22 protein-coding genes are annotated in these 23,612 nt (G+C 61.4%); 13 read left to right on the top strand and 9 right to left on the bottom strand.

All coding sequences use genetic code 11. From position 1 onward, the window contains the following. Positions 1 to 141: 141 nt before the first annotated feature. Positions 142 to 318 carry a hypothetical protein gene (locus tag ACIQUH_RS13020; RefSeq protein ID WP_400815574.1) on the bottom strand — a complete coding sequence of 59 codons (177 nt, stop codon included), beginning with the start codon at positions 316 to 318 and terminating at the stop codon, positions 142 to 144. Positions 319 to 533: 215 nt separating this feature from the next. Here ACIQUH_RS13020 and ACIQUH_RS13015 point away from each other — a divergent pair, with 215 nt between their 5' ends. Further along, a complete protein-coding gene (locus ACIQUH_RS13015) occupies positions 534 to 1,427 on the top strand; it encodes a helix-turn-helix domain-containing protein (protein ID WP_400815572.1) in 894 nt (297 codons plus the stop codon). A gap of 189 nt (positions 1,428 to 1,616) precedes the next feature. Here ACIQUH_RS13015 and ACIQUH_RS13010 read toward each other — a convergent pair whose 3' ends face one another. Further along, positions 1,617 to 3,737 carry a TonB-dependent siderophore receptor gene (locus ACIQUH_RS13010; RefSeq protein ID WP_400815570.1) on the bottom strand — a complete coding sequence of 707 codons (2,121 nt, stop codon included), beginning with the start codon at positions 3,735 to 3,737 and terminating at the stop codon, positions 1,617 to 1,619. A gap of 221 nt (positions 3,738 to 3,958) precedes the next feature. Between ACIQUH_RS13010 and ACIQUH_RS13005 the strand changes: the two genes are divergently transcribed. Genes ACIQUH_RS13005 through ACIQUH_RS12990 form a run of 4 tightly spaced genes read left to right on the top strand, consistent with a single transcriptional unit; the run spans position 3,959 to position 7,846 of the window. Beyond that, the gene (locus tag ACIQUH_RS13005) at positions 3,959 to 4,969 is read left to right on the top strand and encodes an iron-siderophore ABC transporter substrate-binding protein (RefSeq protein WP_400815567.1); all 1,011 of its coding nucleotides are present in this window, start codon (positions 3,959 to 3,961) and stop codon (positions 4,967 to 4,969) included. Further along, a complete protein-coding gene (locus ACIQUH_RS13000) occupies positions 4,966 to 6,009 on the top strand; it encodes a FecCD family ABC transporter permease (protein WP_400815564.1) in 1,044 nt (347 codons plus the stop codon). Before ACIQUH_RS13005 ends, ACIQUH_RS13000 begins: the two co-directional genes overlap by 4 nt. Positions 6,010 to 6,011: 2 nt before the next feature. Further along, positions 6,012 to 7,046 carry a FecCD family ABC transporter permease gene (locus ACIQUH_RS12995; protein WP_400815689.1) on the top strand — a complete coding sequence of 345 codons (1,035 nt, stop codon included), beginning with the start codon at positions 6,012 to 6,014 and terminating at the stop codon, positions 7,044 to 7,046. Next, a complete protein-coding gene (locus ACIQUH_RS12990) occupies positions 7,043 to 7,846 on the top strand; it encodes an ABC transporter ATP-binding protein (RefSeq protein ID WP_400815561.1) in 804 nt (267 codons plus the stop codon). Before ACIQUH_RS12995 ends, ACIQUH_RS12990 begins: the two co-directional genes overlap by 4 nt. Before the next feature lie 30 nt (positions 7,847 to 7,876). Here the strand turns inward: ACIQUH_RS12990 and ACIQUH_RS12985 are convergent, their stop codons facing one another. Then, positions 7,877 to 8,749, bottom strand: coding sequence for a helix-turn-helix transcriptional regulator (locus ACIQUH_RS12985; protein ID WP_400815559.1), 873 nt, complete (start codon positions 8,747 to 8,749; stop codon positions 7,877 to 7,879). A 134-nt stretch (positions 8,750 to 8,883) separates the two neighbouring features. On the opposite strand from ACIQUH_RS12985, the gene ACIQUH_RS12980 reads away from it, so the two are divergent. The 6 genes from ACIQUH_RS12980 (at position 8,884) to ACIQUH_RS12955 (ending at position 14,854) form a co-directional block, all read left to right on the top strand. Further along, positions 8,884 to 10,098, top strand: a complete 1,215-nt coding sequence (locus tag ACIQUH_RS12980) for an amino acid ABC transporter substrate-binding protein (RefSeq protein WP_400815557.1) — start codon at positions 8,884 to 8,886, stop codon at positions 10,096 to 10,098. A 70-nt stretch (positions 10,099 to 10,168) separates the two neighbouring features. Continuing rightward, complete coding sequence (locus ACIQUH_RS12975; RefSeq protein WP_400815555.1) at positions 10,169 to 11,041, top strand: branched-chain amino acid ABC transporter permease; 873 nt, start codon at positions 10,169 to 10,171, stop codon at positions 11,039 to 11,041. Next, a complete protein-coding gene (locus ACIQUH_RS12970; RefSeq protein ID WP_065116883.1) occupies positions 11,038 to 11,946 on the top strand; it encodes a branched-chain amino acid ABC transporter permease in 909 nt (302 codons plus the stop codon). Before ACIQUH_RS12975 ends, ACIQUH_RS12970 begins: the two co-directional genes overlap by 4 nt. Further along, complete coding sequence (locus tag ACIQUH_RS12965) at positions 11,943 to 12,671, top strand: ABC transporter ATP-binding protein (RefSeq protein WP_400815553.1); 729 nt, start codon at positions 11,943 to 11,945, stop codon at positions 12,669 to 12,671. Before ACIQUH_RS12970 ends, ACIQUH_RS12965 begins: the two co-directional genes overlap by 4 nt. Continuing rightward, positions 12,664 to 13,386 (top strand): ABC transporter ATP-binding protein, encoded by a 723-nt coding sequence (locus ACIQUH_RS12960; protein WP_400815551.1) that lies wholly within the window; start codon positions 12,664 to 12,666, stop codon positions 13,384 to 13,386. The genes ACIQUH_RS12965 and ACIQUH_RS12960 overlap by 8 nt, the downstream gene beginning before the upstream one ends. A 16-nt stretch (positions 13,387 to 13,402) precedes the next feature. Further along, on the top strand, positions 13,403 to 14,854 hold the full coding sequence (locus tag ACIQUH_RS12955; protein ID WP_400815549.1) for an aldehyde dehydrogenase: 1,452 nt from the start codon (positions 13,403 to 13,405) through the stop codon (positions 14,852 to 14,854). Between the two features lie 25 nt (positions 14,855 to 14,879). On the opposite strand, the gene ACIQUH_RS12950 is transcribed toward ACIQUH_RS12955, so the two are convergent. Next, positions 14,880 to 15,782, bottom strand: a complete 903-nt coding sequence (locus ACIQUH_RS12950) for a choline sulfate utilization transcriptional regulator (protein WP_400815547.1) — start codon at positions 15,780 to 15,782, stop codon at positions 14,880 to 14,882. Between the two features lie 94 nt (positions 15,783 to 15,876). Between ACIQUH_RS12950 and choX the strand changes: the two genes are divergently transcribed. Both choX and betC read left to right on the top strand, forming a co-directional pair. After that, positions 15,877 to 16,830: a choline ABC transporter substrate-binding protein gene (gene choX / locus ACIQUH_RS12945; protein WP_400815544.1), complete on the top strand. Its 954-nt coding sequence runs from the start codon at positions 15,877 to 15,879 to the stop codon at positions 16,828 to 16,830. A 14-nt stretch (positions 16,831 to 16,844) separates the two neighbouring features. Then, entirely contained in the window at positions 16,845 to 18,359 is a 1,515-nt protein-coding gene (betC, locus tag ACIQUH_RS12940; protein WP_400815542.1) for a choline-sulfatase, read from the top strand. 15 nt (positions 18,360 to 18,374) lie between these two features. Here the strand turns inward: betC and ACIQUH_RS12935 are convergent, their stop codons facing one another. From ACIQUH_RS12935 to ACIQUH_RS12915, 5 genes are read right to left on the bottom strand one after another with little or no spacing between them, the layout of a single operon-like run. Next, positions 18,375 to 19,268, bottom strand: a complete 894-nt coding sequence (locus ACIQUH_RS12935; protein WP_400815539.1) for a carbohydrate kinase family protein — start codon at positions 19,266 to 19,268, stop codon at positions 18,375 to 18,377. Further along, complete coding sequence (locus ACIQUH_RS12930) at positions 19,265 to 20,305, bottom strand: sn-glycerol-3-phosphate ABC transporter ATP-binding protein UgpC (protein ID WP_309590868.1); 1,041 nt, start codon at positions 20,303 to 20,305, stop codon at positions 19,265 to 19,267. The genes ACIQUH_RS12935 and ACIQUH_RS12930 overlap by 4 nt, the downstream gene beginning before the upstream one ends. Next, on the bottom strand, positions 20,305 to 21,819 hold the full coding sequence (gene argH, locus ACIQUH_RS12925) for an argininosuccinate lyase (protein ID WP_400815536.1): 1,515 nt from the start codon (positions 21,817 to 21,819) through the stop codon (positions 20,305 to 20,307). The genes ACIQUH_RS12930 and argH overlap by 1 nt, the downstream gene beginning before the upstream one ends. A gap of 4 nt (positions 21,820 to 21,823) precedes the next feature. Further along, entirely contained in the window at positions 21,824 to 22,666 is an 843-nt protein-coding gene (locus ACIQUH_RS12920) for a carbohydrate ABC transporter permease (RefSeq protein ID WP_400815534.1), read from the bottom strand. Beyond that, positions 22,663 to 23,604 (bottom strand): carbohydrate ABC transporter permease, encoded by a 942-nt coding sequence (locus ACIQUH_RS12915; RefSeq protein WP_400815532.1) that lies wholly within the window; start codon positions 23,602 to 23,604, stop codon positions 22,663 to 22,665. The genes ACIQUH_RS12920 and ACIQUH_RS12915 overlap by 4 nt, the downstream gene beginning before the upstream one ends. Positions 23,605 to 23,612 lie beyond the last annotated feature (8 nt).

The following is a 23,612-nucleotide window of genomic DNA, read 5'->3' as shown; positions in this document are numbered from 1 at the left end:
CACCTCCCTGAGCGATCGGGGAGGTGTTTTTTCCAATACTGGTGGGGTGCATCATCTGCCTCCGCCCATGTACTCCGACACAGCGAGGCGAGGTTCCCGGACCTTTATCAACCCCAGTCTCCCCGCAATCGCACGCGTTTCCTATCGCCGAGCTGCAGACGAAGCCGGCTTGCCGGGTGAGGATTTTTCGGCCTTTGCCGAGGGGGCCTTGCCGCTCTTTTCGTTTTCATGCGCATCCGGTCCGGCCACGATGACGCCATGACCCTTCTCTTCACGCTTCTTGTCGGCGAAATTGCCCGGTTCTTTCTTGCTGTCCATGATGGTCTCCCTTGTTGCATCCTGTCAGGAGTTCAACGGGCGTCCCGGGCAGAGGTTCCAGCGCTGTCGCGTCAGCGAATGTTTCTCTTTATAACGATCTTTGCTATTAACATGAATTGATAAGTCATGTTATTGGGGCTGAGCGCGATGACTGGCATGGTACGCGCGTCTTTCCAAGCCCTCGACCTAGACCCGACAACCGGACGGTACCCGCATTGAGTTTCTGGCATTCCATGACCTGGCACACGGAAGGGATCAGCGTCACTGCGCCGGTGAAGTGGCGCCAGTTCGACGGGCTGGTCAGCGCTTTCTGGGAGGCGGAGAGCCAGATGGGGGCGAAGGGTTATTATCTCGCTGCCGATCCGCGCATCATGATTTTTTTCAACGATGTCTCCTCACGCATCCGCATGTCCAACCGTAACGGCGAGTTCACCAACCATTCGCGGCCGATGACACGGGCGGTTTATGTGCCGGCCGGCGTGCCGATGTGGACGAGCAGCAGCGCCACCCATCGGTTCTCGCATCTCAATTTGCATATCCACAAGGACCGTCTGTTGCGTTTCCTGTCACCTTCCGTTGGCAGTTCCGCGGCGATGACGGCGCTGCGCCGTCCAGTCGAAATACAGGATATCGGCTCGGTGGAGACCCTCGCCGGCCTGCTTGTCGATGAACTGGCCGAGCCTTCGAAACATGCGGTCTATGCGGAAAGCCTCGTCGGCAGCATCGTTGCCGGCCTGCTGGATATTCCCGGGCCTTCGCCGGAGCAGGCCAATGGCAGGCTGACGCAGGCGCAGTTGAACAAACTTCTTGCCCAGGTCGAAAAGCGCGGCGATGACCGTATGACGGTTGCCGAGATGGCCGATATTGTCGGGCTTTCGGAAAGCTGGTTCGCGACCGTATTTCGCCAGACCACCGGCAAGACGCCGCTGCAATGGCAACTGGAGCGGCGCATCAATGTCGCCCAGAAACTTCTGCTGGAAGGTGATCTGACCGTGGCCGATATCGCCGCGCAGCTCGGCTTTTCCGATCAGGCCCATCTGACCAAGGCATTCCGCCAGTCCGTGGGTAACACGCCTGCGGCTTGGCGACGGCTGCACAGGCTGCTTTGACGGGGTGGCCTTTGCCTTCTACAGGCAATCGCCGACGTGTCCGCAAACCTTGCTCGACGTCATCCTCGGGCTTGACCCGAGGATCTGCGACCTTGTGACTTTACGATACGTGGTTGGATCCTCGGGACAAGCCCGAGGATGACACCAAGCATTAGGATTATCCTGTAATAATTTGAAATCTATATCTTTTCACCACGTCTTTCGCAACGTCACGGAAAACGCCCGGCCGGGATTGTAGAAGTCAGCGCCGAACCCGCCATAAGAGACGTGTTTTTCGTTGAAGATGTTGGAAACATTGACGTCCAGCGAGGCGGTTTCCTGAATCTTGTAGCTGAACGCCGCATCCACGGTCACGCTGCTTCCGGTTTCGACCTTGTTGGCATTGTCGAAATAATAGGCGCCGGTGTAGCGGCCACCGAGACCGAAGGTCATGTCGCCGAAATGGTCGTTGCCTGCAAGCGTGTAGTTGACCCACAGTGAAGCCTGATGCTCGGGCACGAATTGCGGCCGGTTGCCGACATTGCCGCCGGTGCCGTTTTCGGTGATTTCCGCGTCGAGATAGGAATAGGCGGCCGTCAGGCTGAGATTGTCGGTCACCTCCGCCTTGGCTTCGAGGTCGAGACCGCGCACGCGCACCTCGCCGATGGTCGTGGGCAGGCTGGTGATCGGGCTGGTGACGGTGATGTTGTTTTTCTTCAGATCGTAGATCGAGGCGGTGAACAGAGCCGGGAAAGCGTCCGGACGATATTTCACGCCGAGTTCGATCTGCTCGCCGCGTTCGGGCTCTACCGTCAGACCAGATGCCGGAACCACCGATTCGGCATAGCTAACATAGGGTGCGATCTCGTTGGTGACCTTGTAGGACACGCCGATCCGCTTTGTCAGTTCGCTGATATCGCCGCTGGCCGAGGTGCCGCGCAGCCGGTTGGTCTGTGTTGTATCGATCCAGTCGTTGCGCAGGCCGGCGCTGACAATCAGCCGGTCGAAGAAGGTGAAGTCCTGCTGGAGATAGATCGCCCTGGTCTTCTGGTCCGTCAGGGAGTCGGAATAGAGCGGCACCGAAGCGGGAGCGCCGGTATAGACCGGATTCATCCAGTTGATGCTCGGGGCCGCGCCGAAGTAGTTTTTGCTGCCTGAGGTGTAGTCATTATAGAAGACGCCGACGAGGCTGCGGCTTTCGACATTTTTAAACCGCGTATCATATTGGAGGCGCGTGTCGATCAGGAAGTTCTCGGTCTCGGTGTCGTTGCCGAAATAGGACCGGTTGGCGATCGTCGAACCGTTTGTCGGCGTCGACGAGATATAGGCATAACCGAAGTCCGTATTCGCCTTGCTGTAGCGCGCATTGGAACTCAAGGTCAGGCCCGAGCCGAAATCGTGGTCGAACATCACGCTCAGCGAATTGCGGTTCGTGCCGCGATAATTGTAGTCCGGTTCGCCGAAGAAGCGGCTCCGGTCGAAATGCGAGCCGACCGGATGGCCGCCGCCACCGGGAACGCCATCCTTGTTGAGGTGATCGTAGACGACGGTCAGGCTGGTGACGTCGGTCGGGCGCCAGGTCAGGCCGCCCATGAAGAATTTCTCGTCGTCGCGGGAATAGTCATATTCCGCATCGGCATTTCTGAGCTTGCCGGTCAGGCGATAGGACAGCGTGTCGTCGCTGGTGATGTTGTCGCCGAAATCGAAGCCGGTTTCGGCGCGGCCGTAGGAGCCGCCGGTGATATAAGCTTCGCCGAAACGGGTGCGTTTCGGCACCTTGGTGGAATAGTTCACCGAACCGCCGGGATCCGAGACGCCAAAGGTGGTGGAGTTGCCGCCCTTCAGCACTTCCACGCGCTCATAGGCATAGGTTTCTTCGCGCAGCGCGCCGAAGGGACGGCCGAGCGTCAGGCCGTCGCGATAGGTATAGGCGTCGAAACCGCGAATCTTGAAATAATCGAAACGGTCGTCGGAACCGTAAAAATCCGTGGTCACGCCGGCGGTATATTGCAGCGCCTCTTCCACGGTCTGTACGCCGCGCTGCTGCATTTCCTTGGCGGTGATGACCGAAACGGAGGCAGGTGTGTCGAGAATATCGGTCGCCATCTTGCTGCCGCTCGTCGTGCGGGAAGCGACGATGGACTTCTGGTCATTGTCACCGCTTTCGACGGTGATCCGTTCCAGAACCGTGCTGCTGTTTGTGTTGGCAGCCTCCTGCGCCAGCAAGGCGCCGGGCAGGGTGGCGACAAGCGCCGTGCAGGCAAGCAGCGCCGCATCCTGGTAACGACGTCGCGCATTTTTGCGGTGTCTGCCTTCGGTTTCGATATTCATGGGTATGTTCCAGACCTTGATGCCCCAATCGCCGCTTCCACGGCCCACTCTCGAAGCGCCCAATAACTTGAGAAACTTTGTCCGGTATTGTAACTTTCTGCGGTTTTGTACAAAACCCCGGAAATTTCACCGCTGTTGCAGCGGCATTTCCTGCCTGGGCTTGACGGGGGCAATTGAAGCTGAGAGTTCAAGTCCACTTTTGAACTTATGAGAGCTCACCAATGCTTCGCCCGTTCCGCTGCCTCATTCCGGCATTCATGCTTTTCCTGTCGATGATCGCGCCTGATTTTGCCGCCGCGGACGAGACGACCAGCTATCCCATCGTCATCAAACATGCGTTCGGCACCACCACGATTGCGAAGAAACCGCAGCGGGTCGCGACTGTCGCCTGGGCGAACCATGAGGTGCCGCTGGCGCTCGGCATCGTGCCCGTCGGTTTTGCGGCGGCCAATTTCGGCGATGACGATGGCGACGGCCTGCTGCCGTGGGTGGCGAAGCGGCTTACCGAGCTCAATGCGGCAAAGCCGGTGCTGTTCGACGAGGGCGACGGTATCGATTTCGAGGCCGTGGCGGCGACGCAGCCGGATGTCATCCTTGCCGCCTATTCGGGCCTCAGCCAGTCCGATTACGATACGCTGAGCCAGATCGCACCTGTCGTCGCCTATCCCGTGTCCCCCTGGGCGACGGATTGGCGCGAGACGATCCGGCTGAACAGCGCCGGCCTTGGCATGGCGGCCCAAGGTGAGGCGCTCATCAAACGCATCGAGGGCGAAATCGCGCAGGTGGTCGCCGGTCACCCGCAGCTGAAGGGCAAGTCGGCGATGTTCGTCACCCATCTCGACGCCACCAATCTCAGCGTCGTCAATTTTTATACGGCCAATGACACCCGGGTGAAGTTCTTCGCCGATCTCGGTCTCTCCTCTCCAAAAAGCGTCATGGAAGCGACGAAGCCGGGGCAGTTTGCGGCCGGCGTCAGCGCCGAGCGTGTCGATGCCTTCGACGATGTCGATATCGTCGTGACCTATGGCAGCGAGCCGCTTCTTAAGGCCATGCGCGCCGATCCGCTTCTGGCGCGCATGCCGGCCGTTTCCAACGATGCCGTCGTCATGCTGGGCCGCGATCCGCTCGGCACCGCTTCAAACCCCACGCCGCTATCGATTTCGTGGGTATTGAAAGACTATGCCGATCTTCTTGCAAAGGCCGCCGGCAAGTCCTCCGGGAAATCGCAGTGACGATTTCCGGACCCGGCAAAGCAAGGACGATGCTGCTCGCCGGCCGCTCCAGCCGTGCGCGAACCGCCTGGGCGTTCGCGGTGCTGGCGCTTCTCGCGCTGCTCTGTGCGCTCTCCGTCGCCATCGGCACGCGTGACGTTACTCTTGCCGATATTCTGGGCGGGCTCAGCGGCCGCGTCGAGACGGTTGCCGAGGCGGCGGTTGCCGTGCGCCTGCCGCGCACGCTGCTCGCCCTGCTTTCCGGCGCCGCACTCGGGCTGGCCGGGGCCATCATGCAGGGTGTCACCCGCAACCCGCTTGCTGATCCCGGCATTCTCGGTGTCAATATGGGGGCATCGCTTGCCGTCGTCATCGGCATCGTCTGGTTCGGCATCGCCTCGGCTCAGGCTTTCATCATGGCCGCGATTGCCGGGGCGGGGGCGTCTGCGGTTTTCGTTTATGTCGTCGGCTCGCTGGGGCGGGGTGGGGCGACCCCGCTGAAACTCGCTCTTGCGGGCGCTGCCACCTCCGTCGCCTTCTCCTCGCTCGTCATCGCCGTCGTCCTGCCCCGCAGCGATATTGCCGGCGGCATCCGCTCCTGGCAGATCGGCGGCGTCGGCGGAGCGACCTTCGAGCGCATCGAGACAGTGCTGCCATTTCTCGCCGCCGGTTTCATCATCAGCCTGCTTTCGGCGCGCAAGCTGAATTCTCTGGCGCTCGGAGACGAGCTTGCGGCCGGGCTTGGTGAAAATGTCGCGGTGGCTCGAGCCGTGGCTTCCTTTGGCGCCATTCTTCTCTGCGGAGCGGCTACCGCCATTTGCGGGCCGATCGGTTTTGTCGGGCTTGTGGTACCGCATCTTTGCCGCCTGCTTGTCGGCGTGGACAATCGCTGGCTGCTGCCTTTTTCGGCGCTGGGCGGGGCGTGCCTGCTGATCTCGGCCGATATTGTCGGGCGCATTGTGGCGCGGCCTTCCGAACTCGATGTCGGCATCGTCACCGCGCTTGTCGGTGCGCCCTTCTTCATCTGGATCGTCAGACGTCAGAGGGTGCGCGAATTGTGACCATGCACGTTGCCACTATTAAGAATCTCGTTTTCAATCGGCATGCCCGAAAGCGCCGGCGTCGGCTTGTCATCGCCAGCCTGTCGGTGCTTCTGATCGCTGCCTTTTCAACAACGCTGATGCTCGGACAATCCTTCACGCCGCCCGGCGACGTCATTCGTGTTCTGCTGGGAGAGGATATCGCCGGCATCTCTTTCACCGTCGGGCAGCTGCGGCTGCCGCGCGCCGTGCTCTCGGTTCTCGCAGGTCTGAGCTTCGGGCTCGGCGGCGTCGCGTTCCAGATTATGCTGCGCAACCCGCTCGCCAGCCCCGATATTATCGGCATCAGCTCCGGGGCGAGCGCGGCAGCCGTTTTCGCCATCGTTGTCCTGCAGATGAACGGGCCGCTGGTCTCGGTCTTCGCCGTCACCGCCGGTCTTGGCGTTGCGCTCGTCGTCTATCTCCTGTCTTTCCGCAACGGCGTGGCGGGCACGCGGCTGATCCTCGTCGGCATCGGTGTGTCGGCCATGCTGGAGAGCTTCATCGCCTATATTCTCTCCGTCGCGCCGGCCTGGACGCTGCAGGAGGCGATGCGCTGGCTGACCGGCAGCGTCAACGGCGCGAAGATGGCCCAGCTGCTGCCGCTCCTTCTCGCGCTTATCCTCTTCGGTGGCCTGCTCATCAGCCGCGCACGTGATCTCGAAGCCTTGAGACTGGGCGACGATGCCGCCTCGGCGCTCGGTGTATCGGTCGGGCGAACCCGCATCCTCGTCATCATCGCCGCCGTCGGCATGATCGCCTTTGCAACGGCGGTGTCCGGGCCCGTCGCGTTTGTTGCTTTTCTCTCCGGACCGATTGCGGCGCGCATCGTCGGCAGCAACGGCTCGCTGCTCGTTCCTGCAGCGCTGGTCGGCGCGGCGCTCGTGCTGGTGGGGGATTATTGCGGCCAGTTCCTGTTGCCGGGCCGTTATCCGGTCGGCGTCGTCACGGGCGCACTCGGGGCGCCCTATCTGATTTACCTGATCGTGCGGGTCAACCGCAGCGGAGGCTCGTTATGACCGGCCACTCCCTTTCCGTAAGCGGCCTGTCCGCCGGCTACGGCGAAAACATGATCATCGAAGGGCTGGATCTCATCGTTCCGCGCGGGAAGATCACCGTCATCGTCGGCGCCAATGCCTGCGGCAAGTCCACCCTGCTGCGCAGCATGTCGCGGCTCATCACGCCGCGCGCCGGTCAGGTTCTGCTCGATGGGAAATCGATCCATCGTCTTGCCTCGCGCGAGCTCGCACGGCGCATGGGCCTTCTGCCGCAATCGCCGATCGCGCCGGAGGGCATCGTGGTTGCCGATCTCGTCAGCCGGGGCCGGCACCCGCATCACGGCCTGTTCGCCCGCTGGTCGCGGCAGGACGATGAGGCCGTCGCCGCGGCCCTTACCGCCACCGATACGGTGGAACTGGCCGAGCGGCCGGTGGATGAACTTTCCGGCGGCCAGCGGCAACGCGTCTGGATCGCCATGGCGCTCGCCCAGCAGACCGATATATTGCTGCTGGACGAACCGACCACCTTCCTCGATATCAGTCATCAGGTCGAAGTGCTGGACCTTCTGACCGACCTCAACCACGCCCGTGAGACCACCATCGTCATGGTGCTGCACGATCTCAATCTCGCAGCCCGATATGCCGATCATCTCGTCGCCATGCGGGACGGAAAGCTGCATGTCTTCGGCACGCCGGAAGAGGTGCTGACGGAAGACAATGTCCGCCACGTCTTCGGCATCGAAAGCCGCGTCATCGAAGACCCGACCTCCGGCAAGCCGATGATGCTGCCGATCGGGCGGCACCGGGTGGTGGTGGCGTAAAATAGCGTCAAGGATTGCGGGCGGAGAGGATCAAGGCCAGGCCGCATAGGATGGCGGCGGCACGGTCTGCATCCGCGTTGCCGCTCTCCTGAATCGTCCCGGAGATGTGCCCTCGTTGCGGGTGAAGAAGCGATTGAAGTAGCCGGGATCCTGAAACCCCAATCGAAACGCGATTTCAGCAACTTGCAGCGATGAGTTGAGAAGAAGGTCGCGCGCCTCGGACAGCAGTTCCCGGTGAATATAGGCCTGCGGCGAAAGCCCCGTTGCCTTGCGCACCGCAAATCCCAGCCGTTCGCGGCTGACGCTCAGATGTCTTGCATAATCGTCCACGCCCCATTGGTCGCGCTTGTGCTGGCTCACCAGCAGGACGAACCGCTCGGTAAGGCTGCCGGGGGTGGAGATGGCGGCGGCAATATCGGCCATGGCGTGCTGGCAGATGCGGATGAGGGTGACGGAGAGCAGGCTGGCGATGATCGTCTCCGAACCCGTTGTCGCGCGGACATTTTCGCTGGCGATGGTCTCCAGATAACCCGCCAGCTCCTGCCGGTCCTTTTCCGCCGGCAACTGCGTCAGAACACGCTGCAATATGTTGCGCACGGCGCTCGCGCTCGTGCCGGTGGGCATCGCATGGGCAAGCCCGATTTCGCTCGTCTTCAGCAGCGATCCACGGCTTCCGGCAGTCAGCCGCAGGCGGCCGGCGGGGCCGATCGGTAGCCAGACGAGCCCCGGTGCCGGGACAGGCAGTGTCTTTTCGCCCTGTATGATCTCGGCTTCCCCAGAGGAAAGGAGAAGCAGATGGGCGCTGTCCGATTCCAGCCGGAATTCGGATACCCGCAGCGTCGAGGCGAGGGTGCGTGCCGTGATCTCCACGCGATTGCCGGCAATCTGGCTTTGCAGCGGCACTATGCCTCCAAAAGTACAATAATGCGCTACACTAGTGCATTTTATATGCGACTGTCATTGCTAAACTTTGATCAGCGCAGGGGAAAGCCTTGAGGAGAACGGCAACCCCGATAAGGCGCTTTGGGAGGAACATCATGAATAGTCTGAAGCGCAGAACGCTGTTCTGCCTGCTCTCCGGTGCTGCCCTGTCGGCGGTATCTTTCGGTTTTGCCCATGCGCAGGACCGTACCTCGGTGAAGATCGGTTATGCCGTTTCAAAAAGCGGCGCCAATGCCACAGGTGCTGGCATCACCACCATTCCAAACTACAAATTATGGGTGAAGGAGGTCAACGATGCCGGCGGCCTCACTTTACCGGATGGCAAGCGCCTGCCGGTGGAAGTGGTGGAATATGACGACCGTTCCTCGGCCGAGGATGCGGTGCGGTTCACCGAGCGTCTGGCCAGCCAGGACAAGGTCGATTTCATTCTGCCGCCATGGGGCACCGGCTTCAATCTGGCCGTCGCACCGCTTTATGAGCGCTTCGGTTATCCGCAGCTAGCGGTCACAGGCGTGACCGACAAGGCGCCCGAATTTGCCGCGCGCTGGAAAAAGAGCTTCTGGATGCTGGGCGGCGGCCATGATTATGCCAATGCACTGGCCGACGTTTTGAAAGCCGCACGCGAGGCCGGCCAGATCAACGACAAGGTCGCGGTGATTTCCGTGGCTGACGGTTTCGGCATCGATCTCATCAAGGCTGCGCGACCGGCGCTGAAGGAAGCGGGTTTCACACTCGCCTACGACAAGACCTATCCGGTCGGAACTTCGGATTTCGCAGCACTGGTGAACGAGGCGGCGGCGAGCGGTGCCGACAGCTTTATCGCGTTTTCCTATCCACCCGACAGTTTTGCGGTGACGAAACAGGCGCAGACGGCCCGGTTTAACCCGAAGGTTCTTTATGTCGGCGTCGGCGGTGCTTTCCCGATCTTCCCGAAGGTCTCCGATGGCAAGCAGGAGGGCGTGATCAGCATCGGCGGCGTTGATGGCAGCAGCGACAGGATCGAGGGTTATTTCAAGCGCCACGAGGCCTTTATCGGCGCCAAGCCGGACAGCTGGGCAAGCGCCATCACCTATGCGAGCCTCGAAATGCTGGCCCAGTCCATCCAGCGTGTCGGCCTCGACAAGGCGGCGGTGGCAAATGAACTTTCGACGGGAAGCTTCGACACCGTCATCGGCCCGGTCAAGCTTGAAGACAACCAGCTTCGGCAGCTCTGGTGGGCGGGGCAATGGCAGGGTGACCGCTTTGTGGCGATTGCGCCGGCGGACCGTTTAGGCGTGGCAAAGCCGGTCATTCCGAAGCCGCAATGGTGAGCCTTTGCCGGCCGGGGCGGTGAACCCCGGCCGGCAGGCTTGCGCCATGTTCCAGACTGGAGACACTTCCTTGTTTTTATCCACCCTCATCTTCGGCTTGATGCTGGGAGGGACCTATGCGCTGATCGCGCTTGGACTTTCGCTGCAATATGGCATCGCCCGCATCATGAACCTTGCTTATGGCGAAGTGCTGATTGCGGCTGCCTTCATCGCCTTCGTGCTGTTTTCGAGCTATGGCCTGTCGCCGCTCTGGTCGCTATTCATCATCGTGCCGCTCGGTTACGGCCTGTCTTTCGCGATCTATCGGGTCATGATGCGGCCGCTGGTGCGCCGTTCGGGCGGCTCCGGCCGTCTGGAAGTCGATTCCATTCTGGCGACCTTCGGGCTGCTCTTCGTTATCCAGGGCATCATGCTCGTGGCGTTTGGCGGCAACTACCATTCCTATTCCTACCTTGCCGAAGGTGTCGACATCTTCGGCACGACCGTGGCGCTGAACCGGCTCTTGTCCTTCGGCCTGTCGGTCGCGATCGGTGGCGGGCTTTATCTGGCGCTCACCCACAGCCGCTGGGGTCTCAACCTGCGGGCGGTGGCGCTTGCGCCCAAATCCGCGCCGCTGGTTGGCATTGATGTGAACCGTGTGGCTTCGATCGGCTTTGCCCTTGGCGGCGCACTCGCCGTGGCCGGTGGGGTGATGATTTCGATGTACCAGACCTTTTCCGCCTCCTATGGCGTGGTCTTCACCATGAAGGCGCTTGTTGTCGTCATCATGGGCGGTGTCGGCAATCTGCTTGGCGCGCTGGTGGCCGGCCTGCTGCTCGGCCTCGTGGAAACCTTCGTGCTCGTTTATGTCGATCCCGGCCTCACACTTGCCGCCACCTATCTGCTTTTCCTCGTGGTGCTGCTCTGGCGTCCGGAAGGCATCTTCGCAAGGAGGGGCAAATGATCCCGCTTCTCATCGGCCTTGCCGCAGCTGCGCTGCTGGCGCTTTCCCCTTTCTTTTTCGATGCCTATGGCGTCGGCGTCATCATCGGCCTGCTGGGTTATGCGACGCTCGCATCCGCCTGGGCGATGTTTTCCGGTCCGACCCGCTATATTTCGCTCGCCACCGTCGCCTTCTTCGGTGTCGGGGCCTATACGGTCGCGGTGCTGAGCGAGGTTCTGCCATGGCCGGTCGTGCTCCTGTGCGCGGCCCTTGTCGGCGCGGCGCTGGCGCTTGTCGTCGGGCTTTCCACACTGCGCGTCGCCGGCATTTATTTCGTGATCTTTTCCTTTGGCCTTGCCGAGCTCATCCGCCAGCTCATCACCTGGTACGAGGTGAACGTGACCGGCACGCTCGGGCGCTATATCTTCCTGCCGCTGGAGCCGCAGCATGTGCTCTGGCAATTGCTGGCGCTGGCTGTCATCACCCTCCTGCTGGCGATCCTGATCGACCGCAGCAAGCTCGGACTGGCGCTGAAGGCAATCGGTGACGACGAGGTCGTGGCCGCCCATGCGGGCATTAATCTTGCCCGCACCAAGCTGACGCTCTTCGTGCTATCTGCCACGATCATCACGCTGGTCGGTGCCATTCAAGCCCCGCGCTGGGTCTATATCGAGCCGGCCATCGTCTTTAATCCGCAGGTATCGTTCCTCACCGTCATCATGGCCCTGCTTGGCGGAGCCACGCGCCGCTGGGGACCCATTCTCGGTGCCGTGCCGCTGTTCCTGCTGTTCGAGTGGCTGGGCGCCAACTTCCCCAATCATTTTTCCATCATTCTCGGCGCTCTCTTCATCCTCATCGTTTTTGTTCTGCCGGATGGCGTGCTGGCGGCGCTGGAGAAGCTGCGCAAAAAGGAGAAAGCCGCATGAGCGCCGTTCTCGAAATCACCGATATCCGCAAGACCTTCGGCGGGTTGAAGGCGGTGGATGGCCTTGGCCTCACCATTAAGGCCGGCGAAGTCGTCGGGCTGCTCGGGCCGAACGGCTCCGGCAAGACGACGCTGATGAACCTGATCTCCGGGGCGCTGAAGCCGACGGAAGGATCGATAAGGCTCAAAGGGCAGGAGATTGCCGGCCGGCGGCCGGATGTGATTGCGCGCGCCGGCGTGGCGCGCACCTTCCAGCTCGTGCGGCTTTTGCCGTCGCTTTCCCTGCTTGAAAACGTTGCCGTATCGGCCATGTTCGGGCCGAAGCGGCTTTCGCGTCCCGATGCGGAGAAGGTCGCACGGGCCTGCCTCGAAAGAATAGGTCTTGCCGGGCGGGAAACCATGCCGGCCGGCGATCTCACCTATATCGACCAGAAACGGCTTGAACTGGCGCGTGCGCTGGCGGGCGAACCGAAGCTTCTGCTTCTCGACGAATGGCTTGCAGGCCTCAACCCCACGGAACTGCAGGAGGGGATCGCGCTGATCCGGCGGCTGGCATCCGAGGGAACGACGATCCTGCTGGTGGAACATATCATGGCCGCCGTGCGCGCGCTCTGCCCGCGCTCCGTGGTCATGGCGGCGGGTCGCAAGATCGCCGACGGGCCGACGGCCGTGGTGCTCGATGATCCGCAGGTCATTTCCGCCTATCTGGGAGCGGCACATGCTTGAAATAGATGCACTGACAATCCGTTACGGCAAACATCTCGCGGTTGACGGCATATCGCTCAATGTCGCCAAGGGCGAAACGGTGGTGCTGCTCGGCGCCAATGGCGCCGGCAAGTCGTCGCTGCTGAAAGCGGTCGGCGGCATGGTGGCTCCGGCCTCCGGAGGCGTGCGCGTCAACGGTTCGTCGCTTGCCTCTGTTGCCGCCCATCAGATCGTGGAGCGGGGCGTGGCGCTGGTGCCGGAGGGGCGCGGAATTTTCGCGGCGCTGACGGTGGAGGACAATCTCCGTCTCGGGGCCAATCCTCGCCATGCCCGTTCAGCGGAAAAGGCGACACGAGAGCATATTTTCGTACTGTTTCCGCGTCTTGCGGAGCGGCGGCAGCAGCTTGCCGGCACCATGTCCGGCGGCGAACAGCAGATGGTCGCCATCGGGCGGGCTTTGATGTCGGTGCCGGATTATCTGCTGCTGGACGAGCCGAGCCTTGGCCTTGCGCCCATCGTCACGCAGGAATTGTTCGCCGCCCTGGCGGAGATAAAAAAGAGCGGCCTTTCCATTCTGCTTGTGGAGCAGAATGTGCGCGAAAGCCTTGCGCTTGCCGATCGCGGTTATTTGCTGGAAGCAGGGCGGATTGTCGGGGCAGGCACGGCTGAGGCCCTGTCCGCCGATCCCGCCGTGCAACGGGCGTTTCTCGGCGGCACCACCGCCGCCATTGTCTGAACTCAGGAGAAAGACCATGCAGACTGTCAATCTTTTCATCGGCGGCGATCATTGCCCCGCCGCGAGCGGCAAGCGTTTCGAACGCAGCAACCCCATCACCGGCGATGTGGCGACGAGTGCTGCGGCAGCAACGGTGGAGGACGCCACCCGTGCGGCCGATGCCGCGGCCGCGGCCTTTCCCGTCTGGTCGGCAACCCCGCCCGGTGAACGCCGCCGCCTGCTCCTGGCTGCCGCGCAGGCGCTCCTCGCCGCCGGGCCTGACATTACCCAGGCGATGAAGGAAGAAATTGGCGCGACCGATGCCTGGGCCGGGTTCAACGTCAAACTGGCGAGCGACATGCTGGTGGAGGCGGCAAGCCTGACCACTCAGATCAAGGGCGAGATCATTCCCTCCAACCGTCCGGGAACCATGGCGATGGCATTGCGCCAGCCGGCAGGTGTTGTGCTGTCCATGGCGCCGTGGAATGCGCCTGTTATTCTCGGCGTGCGCTCCATCGCCACGCCACTTGCCTGCGGCAATACGGTTGTCATGAAGACCTCGGAACTGTGCCCGCGCACCCATGCGCTGATCATCGAGGCGATCGCTTCCGCCGGTCTGCCCAAGGGCGTGCTCAACGCCGTCTCCAATGCGCCGGAAGATGCGGCAAAGATCGTCGATACGCTGATCGCGCACCCTGCCGTCAGACGCGTGAACTTCACCGGCTCGACCCGCGTCGGCCGGGTGATTGCCGAAACGGCCGGCCGTTATCTGAAACCCGCTTTGCTGGAGCTTGGCGGCAAGGCGCCGTTCATCGTGCTTGACGATGCCGATATCGATGCGGCTGTCGCGGCGGCCGCTTTTGGCGCCTATATGAACCAGGGCCAGATCTGCATGTCGACGGAGCGCATCATCGTGCTCGACAGCGTTGCAGATACATTCGTCGAGGCCTTCGCCAAAAAGGCTTCGAGCCTCACGGCCGGCGATCCGCGTGAGGGCAAAACACCGCTCGGCTCGCTGGTCAGCGCCGAAGCGACATCACGCATCCGGGCGCTGGTGGATGACGCCGTCTCCAAGGGAGCGCGGCTGGTCGCGGGCGGCGGCGGCAATGGCACGATGGTGGATGCGATCGCCGTCGATGGCGTCACGCCGGCCATGCGGCTTTATGCGGAGGAAAGCTTCGGTCCCGTCGTCTCCATCATCCGGGCCGGCAGCATCGATGAGGCGGTGAGCATCGCCAACGAAACCGAGTTCGGTCTTTCCGCTGCGATTTTCGGCAGGGATCAGGCAAGGGCGCTTGCCATTGCCGCCCGCATAGAAAGCGGCATTTGCCACATCAATGGCCCGACTGTTCACGATGAGGCGCAGATGCCTTTCGGCGGCGTCAAGGCCTCCGGCTACGGCCGTTTTGGTGGCACGGCGGGCATTGCGGAATTCACCGAGTTGCGCTGGGTCACGCTGCAGGACGGGCCGCTGCATTACCCGATCTGAGCCGAAAGCGCGCTGGCGGGCGGCGTCATCGCCGCTCGTCGATCAGCCAGCCGGTCAGTTTTCTCACCGCGCTGTCGCTGCTTTTCGGCCGCATCAGCCAGTAGCCGCGTCCCGGTGCATCAAGGCTCGGGCCGGCGGTCACCAGCACGCCTGCCTCGAGCAACGGATCGACCAGTCCGGCCCAGCCGAGCGCGAAACCCTGTTCGCCGATGGTTGCCTGCACCACCATGGTGTAATTGTTGAAGCTGATATCGCCGCCATCATGCTCGGCACCGCGATGCACGCCAAAATGCTTGAAATAGGCAGCCCAGTCGAACCAGTGCGCCTGTGACGTGTTTTCGAGGTGGATGAGTTTATGGCGTGAAAAATCAGCGACGCCCGTCGGTGCCGGCGTTTCCGCCAGGAGCGCCGGCGAGCAGACCGGCGTGACCTTCTCCGAAAGCAGCAATACCGCTCCTTCGCCCGCCTCCTGCCGCGTGCCGAAAATCACCATCACGTCGCTGTCGTGTTTGCCCTGGCCGAGCGGATCCTGCGTGGCGACGATCTGGATGTTGATGTCGGGGTTGAGCGCGCGAAATCCGTGCATGCGCGGGATGAGCCACAGGGACGAGAAGGCGTAATCCGTGTGCAGACGGATGGTCTGCCGCTCCTCCGTCCGGCGAAGCTGCTGCGCCAGAAGGTCGATGGCGTCGACATTGCGCGAGACGATCTCGAACAGCCTCTGACCCTCCGTCGTCAGTTCGATGCCGCGATGTCTGCGCTGCACGAGCGCCACACCCAGTTCCTCCTCCAGCCGGCGAATCTGATAGCTTACGGCCGGCTGCGTCAGCCGCAGGGATGCCGCCGCCGCCGCCGCCGTCAGGCTGCCGCGGCGGGCAACCTCGGTGAAAATGCGCATCCATCCCAGATCAAGCGGCCGGTCTGACATTAAAATTCCTTATATCAACTATCGAAAAATACCCGCTTCACAGGCAAAAGCAACGTGGTGTTCAATAAACTGGATTGATAAAAGGGGAGCCGCAATGAAAACCATTTCTCATCTGCATCGCATCGCCGCCGGTCTTTTTCTGTCTGTGGCGGCCTTCTCCACCCCGCTTCAGGCGGCCGATGACGCGGCCTGCAAGACCATCCGCCTCAGCGATCCGGGCTGGACCGACATCACCGCCACCAATGGCGTTGCCTCCGTGCTGCTGGATGCCTTGGGTTATGAGGCTGACGTCAAGACGCTGTCGGTGCCGATCGGTTATCAGGCGATGAAAAACGGCGAAATCGACGTTTTCCTTGGCAACTGGATGCCGGCGCAGAAATCCTTCGTGGACGATCTGAATGCCGCCAAGGCGGCCGAGGTGATGACGAAGAACCTCGAGGGTGCCAAGTTCACCTTGGCAGTGCCAGCCTATATGGCGGAAAAGGGCGTCAAGGATTTTGCCGATCTCGCAAAACATGCCGACGAATTCGAAAGCAAGATTTACGGCATCGAGCCGGGCGCACCGGCCAACCAGAATATCCAGAAGATCATCGACGCCGATGATTTCGGCCTGAAGAGCTGGCAACTCGTCGAATCCGGCGAACAGGCGATGCTGGCGCAGGTGGAAAGGGCGGGCAGGGACAAGAAGGCGGTGGTCTTCCTCGCCTGGGCGCCGCATCCGATGAATGAGAAGATCGATATTGCCTATCTCTCCGGCGGCGACGCCTATTTCGGTCCGAATTTCGGCGGCGCGGAAGTTTATACGCTCGCCCGCACCGGCTGGCCGCAGCAATGCCCGAATGCGGCGACGCTGTTCAAGAACCTGAAATTCGATATCGGCATGGAAAATACCCTGATGGGCTCCATTCTGGGTGGCGAGGATTCGAAAGCGGCGGCAGCGGCCTGGCTGAAGGCCAATCCGCAGGCGCTGGATGGCTGGCTGCAGGGCGTTACCACGCTGGATGGCAAGCCGGGTGTGGACGCCGTCAAAGGCAAGCTTGGTCTCTAAGCCGGAAAGTGGAAATGCCGCGTCCCAATATCCTGATCCTGATGGCCGACCAGTTCAACGGGACGTTTTTTCCCGACGGCCCGGCCGATTTCCTCCACGCACCCCATCTTAAAACACTGGCGAAGCGGTCCGTCCGCTTCGCCAACACCTATACGGCAAGTCCGCTCTGCGCGCCGGCCCGCGCCTCCTTCATGTCCGGGCAATTGCCGAGCCGCACGCGGGTTTACGACAATGCCGCCGAATTTGCTTCCGATATTCCGACCTATGCGCACCACCTGCGGGCGGCGGGTTATTACACCGGCCTCTCGGGAAAGATGCATTTCGTCGGCCCGGACCAGCTGCATGGCTTCGAGGAGCGGCTGACGACGGATATCTATCCGGCGGATTTCGGCTGGACACCCGATTATACCAAGCCGGGTGAGCGGATCGACTGGTGGTATCACAATCTCGGTTCGGTGACTGGCGCAGGTGTCGCCGAAATCACCAACCAGATGGAGTATGACGACGAGGTGGCCTATAACGCCACCCGCAAGCTTTACGACCTGTCGCGCCGCCTTGACGACCGGCCGTGGTGCCTGACGGTCAGCTTCACCCACCCGCACGACCCCTATGTGGCGCGGCGCAAATTCTGGGACCTCTACGAGGATTGCCCGGCGCTCGAGCCGCAGTCGCAGGCGATTGCCTTCGAGGAGCAGGACCCACATTCGAAGCGGCTGCTGGAAGCCTGCGATCACGGGGCATTCGAGATCACAGGTGAGCAGATACGCCGGGCACGGCGCGGTTATTTCGCCAACATCTCCTATATCGATGAAAAGGTCGGCGAAATCCTCGACGTCCTGAAGGCGACGCGGATGGAGGAGGAGACGATCATCCTCTTCCTGTCCGACCATGGCGACATGCTGGGCGAGCGCGGGCTGTGGTTCAAGATGTGCTTCTTTGAGGGTTCCGCCCGTGTGCCGCTGATGGTGGCCGCACCCGGCTGGCAGCCGGCTTTGATCGATGCCCCTGTCTCGACACTCGATGTCACGCCGACGCTGTGTGGACTTGCCGGGCTTGATATTACTTCACTCAAACGCTGGACGGATGGTGAAGATCTGGCGGCGCTGGCTCACGGGACTGGCGGGCGTGGCCCGGTGCCGATGGAATATGCCGCCGAAGGCTCCATTGCACCGCTCGTCGCCATCAGGGACGGCCGCTACAAGCTGTCGGTCTGCGAGGCCGATCCGCCGCTGCTCTATGATCTCGAGGCTGATCCGGAAGAGCGCACCAACCTTGCCGGCGATCCCGCTTTCAGCGATGTACTCTCATCGCTTTCCGCCGAGATTGGCCGGCGTTGGCAATTGCCGGTGTTCGACGCCGCCGTTCGCGAAAGCCAGGCGCGGCGCTGGGTGGTCTACAAGGCGCTGCGCAACGGCGCCTATTATCCGTGGGATTACCAGCCCCTGCAGAAAGCCTCGGAGCGCTATATGCGCAACCACATGGACCTCAACGTGCTGGAGGAAAATCAGCGTTTTCCGCGCGGAGAGTGACGCGGGCAGGGCGTCTCACGCGGCGGCGGTCACCTTCGGTGCGCCGCCCGCCGCCTGCACGGCAAGACTGCCCGCTGCGATTCCGGCTTCGAGGCACTGCTGTTCGTCCTGACGCTGAAGCCACGCGTCAAGAAAACCGGCATTAAAGGCATCGCCCGCGCCGGTCGTATCGACCACCGGGACTTTCTGAGCGGCACTGTGGTGAAGCCCGGACGCAGAAGATACCCATGCACCTTGTGCGCCGCCTTTGAGGGCGACGATGGGAAAAGCCTGCGCCAATGCCCTGATCGCCGCTTCCGGGTCAGAATGCCCGGTGATCGCTTCGGCCTCTTCAAGATTGGGCAAAAACACGTCGACGCCGGCACAGGCGTTGAGCAAGTCCTTGTCGTAGATCAGCGAAGCATCCCAGCTCGGATCAAGCGAAACGGACAATCCGCTTGCCCTGGCGCGCGAAACGAGGTCGGGCATCTCGTGCAGAGTAGCGAATTCGGCGATGTGCAGATGCCGCGCCCTGTCCCATGCAAAGGCGGCATCCAGCGTTGACGGCCGGGCGGCGCCGGCGCGGCGCGTCAAAAATGCCCGGTCCTGACCAACCACTGTCGCCACCGTGACTTGTGGTCCGGCATCTGCTGCATGTTCCAGAAACTGCAGGTCGACGCCGCTCTGCGCCATTTTATCGCCGATATCGCGCGAAAACGTATCGGTGCCGAGCCTTGCCAGCAGCGCAACCGGGCGGCCTATATGGGCAAAATGTGCGGCGGCAATGAAGGCGCCGCCGCCGGCGGCAATTTCCATGTCGCGGGCAAACAGTTCCCGGCCGAGCACAGGCAATTCATCGAGCCCGGTGAAAATGAGGTCGCAGTAGATCCGGCCGATGCTGATGACGGCTGTTTTTTCTGTTGTCATCATGCGCGGCCCAGAAGCTTTTCCGTTTTCGCATCAAAAAGATAAAGCGCGCCTCGCTCCGCCTGGCATTGCAACCGGCTGCCGACAGCGGGAATGGATTTGCCCCGGGCCGTGGCGATCACCGAGGTGGTGTCGGTATCCAGATGAACGAGCGTCTCCGGCCCCAGCGGCTCGACCGCCGTTACCGTTCCCTCAAGTGTAAACGTTCCCTGTGCAGCGCCGTTCTCGCCGACCAGCAGATCATGTGGCCGGACGCCGATCAGAAGCTCACCCGTGGCGGAGGGCGCAACGCTGCTGGTTGTTTTGGTCCCTCGCAGCAGGTTCATCGAGGGGCTGCCGATGAAGCGGGCGGTGAAGATATCGACGGGTGTTTCGTAAAGTTCCGTCGGCGTGCCGACCTGCAATATATGACCGTCCTTCATCACCACGATACGGTCCGCCATGGTCATGGCCTCCACCTGATCATGGGTGACGTAGACGGTGGTCGTCTTAAGACGTTGGTGCAAGCGCTTGATTTCAATGCGCATCTGCGATCTCAACTGCGCATCGAGATTGGATAGCGGCTCATCGAACAGAAAGGCTGCGGGATCGCGCACCATCGCGCGGCCAATGGCGACGCGCTGCCGCTGGCCGCCCGACAGGGCCGCGGGACGGCGGTCGAGCAGGGCTTCAAGCCCCAGCACCCGGCCGGCCTCTTCGATGCGGCGGTTCTTTTCCGTCTTGTCGAGCTTTGATGTGTAAAGTCCGAAACCGATATTCTGGCGAACCGTCATATGCGGATAGATCGCATAGTTCTGGAAGACCATGGCGATGTTGCGCTGTTTCGGTTCTTTTTCATTGACGACGTTGCCGGCGATCTTGAGCGTACCATCGGAAATCTCCTCCAGCCCGGCGATCATGCGCAGCGTGGTGGATTTGCCGCAGCCGGAAGGGCCGACAAAAACGACGAACTCGCCGTCTTCAATGGCCAGGTCTATGCCTTTGACCGCTTCGACCTTGCCGTAGCGCTTCACGAGTTGATTGAGTTCGATTGTCGCCATTATCGCGCTCCCGTCAGGGCGGTGAATTTCTCTGCCAGTTCAGCGGCCTTCGCCGCTTCATGATCGGCGAACCGCTGTGCTTCCGCCGCAAAAGCCCCCAGCCTGTCGCGATAGGCCGATATCGCCTCCCGCATGGGCTCGGGAGCCGGGCCGCCAAAACGGGCGCGCACGGCGACAAAGTGTTCCGGCGAGACGATCTGCCTGAACTTTTCCTCGTCGATGCCGGTCTCACGTCCTGTCAGCTCGCTGAATGCCTTGAGGAACGGTTGGTAACCGTCATTCGGCAGGTCGCCCTTCAGCGCGACGACGCTTTTGGCGACGGTTGCGGCAATCTCATGCGCCTGGCGGAACGACAGGTCTTCGATGCGGACAAGCGAATCCGCCAGTTCCGTGATGGTGATGCAGGATCGGCGGATGTTCTGGTCGACCCTTTCAGGATCGATGCTGATCTGGCCAACCAGGCTGGCGAGCAGATCGAGAACCCGACCGGCAGAAGTGAAGGCTTCGTAACCCATGCCCTGGGTTTCGCCCTCACTGTCATTCATGTCGGTGAAGGGCGTATTGTGCATCACATCCAGCACGGTCCGCGCCCGGCCGAATGTCTGGCTGGCGAGGTGGCGCAGATGTTCGATCGGCACCGGGTTGCGTTTCTGCGGCATGATCGAGGAAATCTGCACCAGCGAATTCGGCACATAGATCTGGCCGACCTCAAAACTCGTCCAGAACTGGAAATCCTGAATGAGCCGGCCGAGATGCAGGAACATCAACTCGATCGCGCCATAGGTTGCCGTCGTATAATCCACGGCGGCGATGCAGGAATAGGAATTGCGTAAGGGTGCGGCAAAGCCCAGCAATTCGGCAACCCGCGCCCGATCGATGGGAAAGCCCGAGGTGGTGATGGCGGCAGCGCCCATCGGCGAAAGATCAACGATGCGGCGTGCCTCCGCGAAACGGTCGATATCCCGGATCAGCACCTCAATGGCGGCGGAGAGATAGTGGCCGAAGGTGGTGGGCTGGGCCGGCTGCCCATGCGTATAAGCCACGATGAGCGTTGACTGATTGCGCTCGGCGGCGTCGATCAGCGCTTTCAGCAGAACACGCGCCTTGGCGGTGAGCGTGCCGATCTTGTCCTTCAGGCCGATCTTGAACAGCGTGTGATCGATATCGTTACGCGAACGGGCCGTGTGCAGGCGGCCGGCGACATCGACGCCGATGCGGGCTTTCAGTTCCTTCTCGATCAGGAAGAAGAAATCCTCAACTTCGCCCGTATAGACGAGCTCGGACGGCTCAATGGTCCTGTCGATATCCTCAAGCGCGCCAGCGATCTTGGCCGCTGTTTCGGCATCGAGAATGCCGGTTTCGCGCAGCATGACCAGATGAGCGCGGTCTATGCGGCGGAAGCCGTCGACATGGTGGTTCTTGGCGCCGTCGAAAAGCGGGCGCAGCACGGTTTCCTTGTAGACAGGGTCGGGAAACTTGCTGGTATCCGACTGGCGCGGGTTGATATCGGCCATGATATTATCCTTTCAGGCCCGCCAGCATCACACCGCGCACGATGTAGCGTTGCAGGACGATGAAGACGATGAGGGTAGGGATGGTCGCAATGGCTGCGCCCGTCATGATCATTTCCCACTGGATCTGCTGTTCCACGGCAAAGCTCGAAAGACCGACCGGCAGGGTGTAAAGTTCCTTGCTAGTCGTGACGATCAGCGGCCAGAAAAAGGCTGTCCAGTTGCCGAGGAAGGTGAAGATCGCGAGTGCGGAGAGCGCCGGCGTCACCAGCGGCAGGGCGACTTTCCACCAGATATGGAATTCATTCAGCCCATCAACGCGCGCGGCCTCGATGAAGTCGTTCGGAACGGTCTCGAAGAACTGCTTCATCAGGAAGGTGCCGAAGGCCGTCATCATGCCCGGGAACATGATGCCCCAATAGCTGTCGAGCCAGCCCAGCTGGCTGGACATCAGATACCAGGGAATGACCAGCATTTCCGTCGGTATCATCAGCGTCGAGAGGATGGCGAGGAAGATAAAATAACGGCCGCGAAACTCGAATTTCGCCAGCGTGTACCCGACGAGGCTGTCGAAGAAGCAGTTGGACACGGTGACGATGACCGCAACCAGCATCGAGTTGAAGAACCAGCGCAGGAAACGGCCGTCGGCCATGACGGTGATGTAGTTTGCAAGCGTCGGCGCAGCCGGAATGAGACGTAGATCGTAAACCTGATCCGCCGTCTTGAACGAGGTCGCGAACATGAAGAGCAACGGCGAAATCATGATCAGGCCGCCGATGAACAGCAGCGTCCAGGCGAGAATGCGGCCGGGGCGGATACGGGCGTGGGAGAGTGGCGAGGCTTCGCTCATTTCTTTTCCCTCAGGACCCAGAGCTGGATCAGCGATACGATGAGAAGAATGGTGAACAGGACAACCGTCTGCGCAGCGGCATAGCCCATCGCATAGGAGTTGAACGCGGCCTGGTAGATCATCAGCACCAGCGGTTTGGTGGAACCGAGCGGGCCGCCCGGATCATTGGTGGTCATGTTATAGACCTGGTCGAAAATGCGCAGGAAGCCGATCGAGGAAAACACCACGAGGAAAACGGTGGTGGGTTTAAGAAGCGGAAGCGTGATCTTGCGCAGGATCGCCCATTCACCCAGCCCGTCGATGCGGGCGGCTTCGTAGAATGTTGTTGGAATGGCGCGCAGGCCGGCCATGAAGATGATGATCTGGAAGCCGAGACCCGCCCAGATGGCGGTTACCATGACGGAATAAAGCGCCTGATCGGTGGAGCGGATAAATGGCTGCTGGGGAATCCCGATCATGCCGAGCACGTCGTTGATGATGCCGATGGGCGGCGGCTGATAGAACCAGCGCCACACCCAGGCCATGGCGGCAGCCGTGGTCAGGTAGGGCAGGAAATAAAGCGCGCGGATGAAACCGTGCAGAATGCGCACCCGGTCCAGATAAAACGCGATGACGAAAGCCAGAACGAGGCTGATCGGCGTGCCGACGATAAGATAGGCAAAGGTGTTCTTGAACACCTTCCAGAATTGCGGGTCCTTGAACAGCTTGACGTAATTGGCGATGCCGATGAACTTTGCCGGCCTGAGCAGGTCCCAGTTGGTGAAGGACAGGTAGAAGGCCTGCAGCGTCGGGTAAAAACGGATGACGCTGTAAAACAGGATCGGAACCGCCAGAAAGCTCCAGATCCACAAAAGCCGTTTGGTGCGCATGGAAAGGCGATCTCCAAAGGAGCCGCCGGGGCGGCCGGATGCCGCCCCCTGTTGATCTATCGCTGTCATGGTCGGAC

This window comes from Agrobacterium sp. NPDC090283 (assembly GCF_044769685.1).
In the GTDB taxonomy this organism is placed as follows: domain Bacteria; phylum Pseudomonadota; class Alphaproteobacteria; order Rhizobiales; family Rhizobiaceae; genus Agrobacterium.
Note: the sequence above shows the minus strand (reverse complement) of the source record. Positions and strands in the feature narration are given on the sequence as shown.

What these genes read in the sequence shown, in the direction of transcription:
- ACIQUH_RS12965 (WP_400815553.1), top strand. Translation starts at nt 11,943, where the DNA reads ATGAGCGCCGTTCTCGAAATCACCGATATCCGCAAGACCTTCGGCGGG.
- ACIQUH_RS13020 (WP_400815574.1), bottom strand. Translation starts at nt 318, where the DNA reads ATGGACAGCAAGAAAGAACCGGGCAATTTCGCCGACAAGAAGCGTGAA.
- ACIQUH_RS12920 (WP_400815534.1), bottom strand. Translation starts at nt 22,666, where the DNA reads ATGAGCGAAGCCTCGCCACTCTCCCACGCCCGTATCCGCCCCGGCCGC.
- ACIQUH_RS13005 (WP_400815567.1), top strand. Translation starts at nt 3,959, where the DNA reads ATGCTTCGCCCGTTCCGCTGCCTCATTCCGGCATTCATGCTTTTCCTG.
- ACIQUH_RS12930 (WP_309590868.1), bottom strand. Translation starts at nt 20,305, where the DNA reads ATGGCGACAATCGAACTCAATCAACTCGTGAAGCGCTACGGCAAGGTC.
- ACIQUH_RS12980 (WP_400815557.1), top strand. Translation starts at nt 8,884, where the DNA reads ATGAATAGTCTGAAGCGCAGAACGCTGTTCTGCCTGCTCTCCGGTGCT.
- argH (WP_400815536.1), bottom strand. Translation starts at nt 21,819, where the DNA reads ATGGCCGATATCAACCCGCGCCAGTCGGATACCAGCAAGTTTCCCGAC.
- betC (WP_400815542.1), top strand. Translation starts at nt 16,845, where the DNA reads ATGCCGCGTCCCAATATCCTGATCCTGATGGCCGACCAGTTCAACGGG.
- ACIQUH_RS12950 (WP_400815547.1), bottom strand. Translation starts at nt 15,782, where the DNA reads ATGTCAGACCGGCCGCTTGATCTGGGATGGATGCGCATTTTCACCGAG.
- ACIQUH_RS12990 (WP_400815561.1), top strand. Translation starts at nt 7,043, where the DNA reads ATGACCGGCCACTCCCTTTCCGTAAGCGGCCTGTCCGCCGGCTACGGC.
- ACIQUH_RS12995 (WP_400815689.1), top strand. Translation starts at nt 6,012, where the DNA reads ATGCACGTTGCCACTATTAAGAATCTCGTTTTCAATCGGCATGCCCGA.
- ACIQUH_RS13010 (WP_400815570.1), bottom strand. Translation starts at nt 3,737, where the DNA reads ATGAATATCGAAACCGAAGGCAGACACCGCAAAAATGCGCGACGTCGT.
- ACIQUH_RS12915 (WP_400815532.1), bottom strand. Translation starts at nt 23,604, where the DNA reads ATGACAGCGATAGATCAACAGGGGGCGGCATCCGGCCGCCCCGGCGGC.
- ACIQUH_RS12970 (WP_065116883.1), top strand. Translation starts at nt 11,038, where the DNA reads ATGATCCCGCTTCTCATCGGCCTTGCCGCAGCTGCGCTGCTGGCGCTT.
- ACIQUH_RS12960 (WP_400815551.1), top strand. Translation starts at nt 12,664, where the DNA reads ATGCTTGAAATAGATGCACTGACAATCCGTTACGGCAAACATCTCGCG.
- ACIQUH_RS12955 (WP_400815549.1), top strand. Translation starts at nt 13,403, where the DNA reads ATGCAGACTGTCAATCTTTTCATCGGCGGCGATCATTGCCCCGCCGCG.
- ACIQUH_RS12935 (WP_400815539.1), bottom strand. Translation starts at nt 19,268, where the DNA reads ATGATGACAACAGAAAAAACAGCCGTCATCAGCATCGGCCGGATCTAC.
- choX (WP_400815544.1), top strand. Translation starts at nt 15,877, where the DNA reads ATGAAAACCATTTCTCATCTGCATCGCATCGCCGCCGGTCTTTTTCTG.